Annotated in this window: 3 protein-coding genes; 2 read left to right on the forward strand and 1 reads right to left on the reverse strand. The window is 69.3% G+C overall.

The features are described 5' to 3' along the window. The first annotated feature begins 275 nt into the window (after positions 1-275). On the forward strand, positions 276-599 hold the full coding sequence (locus FCI23_RS55470; protein WP_211265912.1) for a maleylpyruvate isomerase N-terminal domain-containing protein: 324 nt from the start codon (positions 276-278) through the stop codon (positions 597-599). A gap of 23 nt (positions 600-622) precedes the next feature. Here the strand turns inward: FCI23_RS55470 and FCI23_RS55475 are convergent, their stop codons facing one another. Further along, positions 623-1600, reverse strand: a complete 978-nt coding sequence (locus tag FCI23_RS55475; RefSeq protein ID WP_136731733.1) for a transposase — start codon at positions 1598-1600, stop codon at positions 623-625. 53 nt (positions 1601-1653) lie between these two features. Here FCI23_RS55475 and FCI23_RS58040 point away from each other — a divergent pair. After that, on the forward strand, positions 1654-1761 hold a 108-nt coding region (locus FCI23_RS58040), incomplete at its 3' end, for a hypothetical protein (protein ID WP_169317497.1).

Consider the following 1761-nt stretch of genomic DNA (forward strand, 5'->3'; position numbering starts at 1 on the left):
CGCGGAAGAGGGCTGCGCTCGTCGTCGATCTGGGCCGGACGGTCAAACCGGTCACCACGCCCGACGAGCCGGCCCGGCTGGTGGCGGAGCTCGCCGCCCGCGGAGTCACGGTGTCGGGGAACAACCCGCCGGGATCTGCCGGAGGGTGGGAGTAGCCGGTCTTCGGCCGACCGCCCGGCCCGCGCCTGCGCACGGCACGTGACGCCGCACAGACGACGCCTCCACCCGCGTCAAAAAACATGCAAGCGGGCTTGCTTGTTTCGGTAGGCGCTGTGATGCTGGCACTTGTCGGTCCTACATCTCTGCGGGCGGAGCGCCCATGGCCGGATCCTGGCGGGATACTCGACGAGCTGCGCGCCGAGAGCGATGAGCTGGACGCCCTCGTCGCCGGCCTGGCGCCGAAGGAGTGGTCACGGCCCACGCCCGCGCCGCGCTGGAGCATCGCGCATCAGGTCGCGCACGTGGCGTGGACCGACGAATGGGCCGTGCGGGCCGCCACCGACCCCGACGGGTTCGTCCGGGAGGTGCGGCGAGCCGTCGCCTCGCCGCTCGAAGCCGTCGACGCGCAGGCGGACATCGGTGCGGCCGCGCCTGCGTGATCTTGGTGGTTAATTCGTAACTGTCATGCGGCTAGAGCGATTTGTGGCCGGGCGAGGTGGCTGTGGCTAGCGTGGTCGAGGGGGTGGCCGTTCCACCAGGCGTGCAGTCGTATGAGATTGAGTGCGGTAGCGCTGGTGGTGTGGTCGAGGTGGGTCTTGGTCAGGCCGCGGTAGCGGGCGCGGCGCAGGCCGGCGGTGTGCGTGACCTGGCGGATGGTGCCCTCGACGCCGGCGCGCAGGGCGTAGTCCTGGTTCCACTCGTCGGTCTGCTGCTGGGCGCGGGCGTGGCGGATCGCCTCGGTCAGCTCGTGGGGCTGGAGGCTGATTTGGCGGCGGTTGCTTCGGGCGCTGGTGCACTGCTCCTTGAAGGGGCAGGGGATGCAGTCCAGGGCGGCGAAGGAGATTACGGTCTTGGGGACTCCGTTTTGGACATTGGGGTTCCACGCGGCGCTGGTCTTCCCGGCGGGGCAGACGGCCTTCTCGCCTGCCCAGTCGATGGTGAAGTCGTGGGCGGCGAAGCCGTTCTTGGCCTTGGCCTGGCGGGAGGTGTCGAGCAGCACCGGGGTGACCAGGGCGACGCCGTAGGTCTTGGCTGAATCGACGATCAGTTCGGCGCTGGGGTAGCCGGAGTCGAGGTAGTGCCGTCGCGGCAGCAACTGGCGGCGATCCACGGCCTGGTGGACCGGTTCGAGGGCTTTGGTGTCGGGCAGGGTGGAGGCTGTGGTGGTCACGTTCGTGATGATGTTCGGGCTTTCGGGGCGATCACCTTCCTCCTGAGCATGACATTTCTCGCTGACATGGAGCTTGAAGCCGTTCCAGAACATGTCCCGCTTGGCGGACCAGCGGGTGTCGGTGTCGTAGGGGGACGCGAGGCGTATCGGCCCGGGCGGCAGGCCGTCGCCGCCGTCCTCCTCGCGCTCGCGGCGCTTGACGCGGATATGCCCGTTGCCAGCCGTGGTGCGGGTGTAGTTCTGGACCAGGACCTGGCGCAGGGTCTGCACCGCTGGCAGGGTCCGCAGCCAGGACGGGGAGGTCGGCGACGGCGCCCTTCGGCATGCTGTCCTTCAGCCCTGATACGCCCTCACGACCGGACGGCGGGGGCTACAACTACGACGACACCTCCACCACCGGCTTCAGCCTCACCCATATGTCGGGCCCGGGC

It is taken from the genome of Actinacidiphila oryziradicis, assembly GCF_005047355.1.
In the GTDB taxonomy this organism is placed as follows: Bacteria; Actinomycetota; Actinomycetes; order Streptomycetales; family Streptomycetaceae; genus Actinacidiphila; species Actinacidiphila oryziradicis.

Coding starts and splice junctions, on each gene's coding strand:
- FCI23_RS55470 (WP_211265912.1), top strand. CDS start 276: ATGCTGGCACTTGTCGGTCCTACATCTCTGCGGGCGGAGCGCCCATGG.